Here is a 622-nt window from a genome sequence, read left to right as displayed (position 1 = left end):
GGGCTTAGAGCGCGGTGAAACCTTCAAAGCTATTGGACACATTATTCTAAAAGACCCGACTACTGTTTCTAAAGAAGTCAAACGAAACAGACAAGTTAGAGAATCTACTTGTGATAACCTTCCTTGCCCTCTACTCGACAAAGCTCCCTTTGTCTGTAATGGATGCCCTAAAAGAAGACAAAACTGTGGCTATCAGAAAATCTTCTACCTTGCTAAGCAAGCTCAAAATCAGTACGAACAAACTCTTGTTGAATCTCGTGAAGGAACTCCCCTCAATTCCAAGACCTTCTGGGACATAGATAAAATCATTTCTGATGGGATTAAAAAAGGACAACACATCTATCATATTCTGAAAACTCATAACCTTGATGTTAGCTCCTCGACTGTCTATCGACACATCCGAAAAGGTTACTTGTCTATCGCTCCTATTGACCTAGCCAGAGCCGTTAAATTCAAAGAAAGACGGAAAAGTAAGCTACCTTCCATCCCTAAAGAAGCTAAAAAAGGCCGCTTCTATGAGGATTTCCAAAACTATTTAGCCCTTAATCAACTAGACTCTTGGCTGGAAATGGATACAGTTCTGGGAAGGATGGGAGGGAAAGTCCTACTCACCTTCAATCTA

1 pseudogene is annotated in these 622 nt (G+C 41.0%); it reads left to right on the top strand.

Annotated features, from left to right (window positions below):
- Positions 1-622, top strand: a pseudogene (locus SMIDD26_RS09235) (helix-turn-helix domain-containing protein); the annotation flags it as partial.

Source organism: Streptococcus mitis (genome assembly GCF_001579035.1).
GTDB classification, from domain to species: Bacteria; Bacillota; Bacilli; order Lactobacillales; family Streptococcaceae; genus Streptococcus; species Streptococcus mitis_J.
Note: the sequence above shows the minus strand (reverse complement) of the source record. Positions and strands in the feature narration are given on the sequence as shown.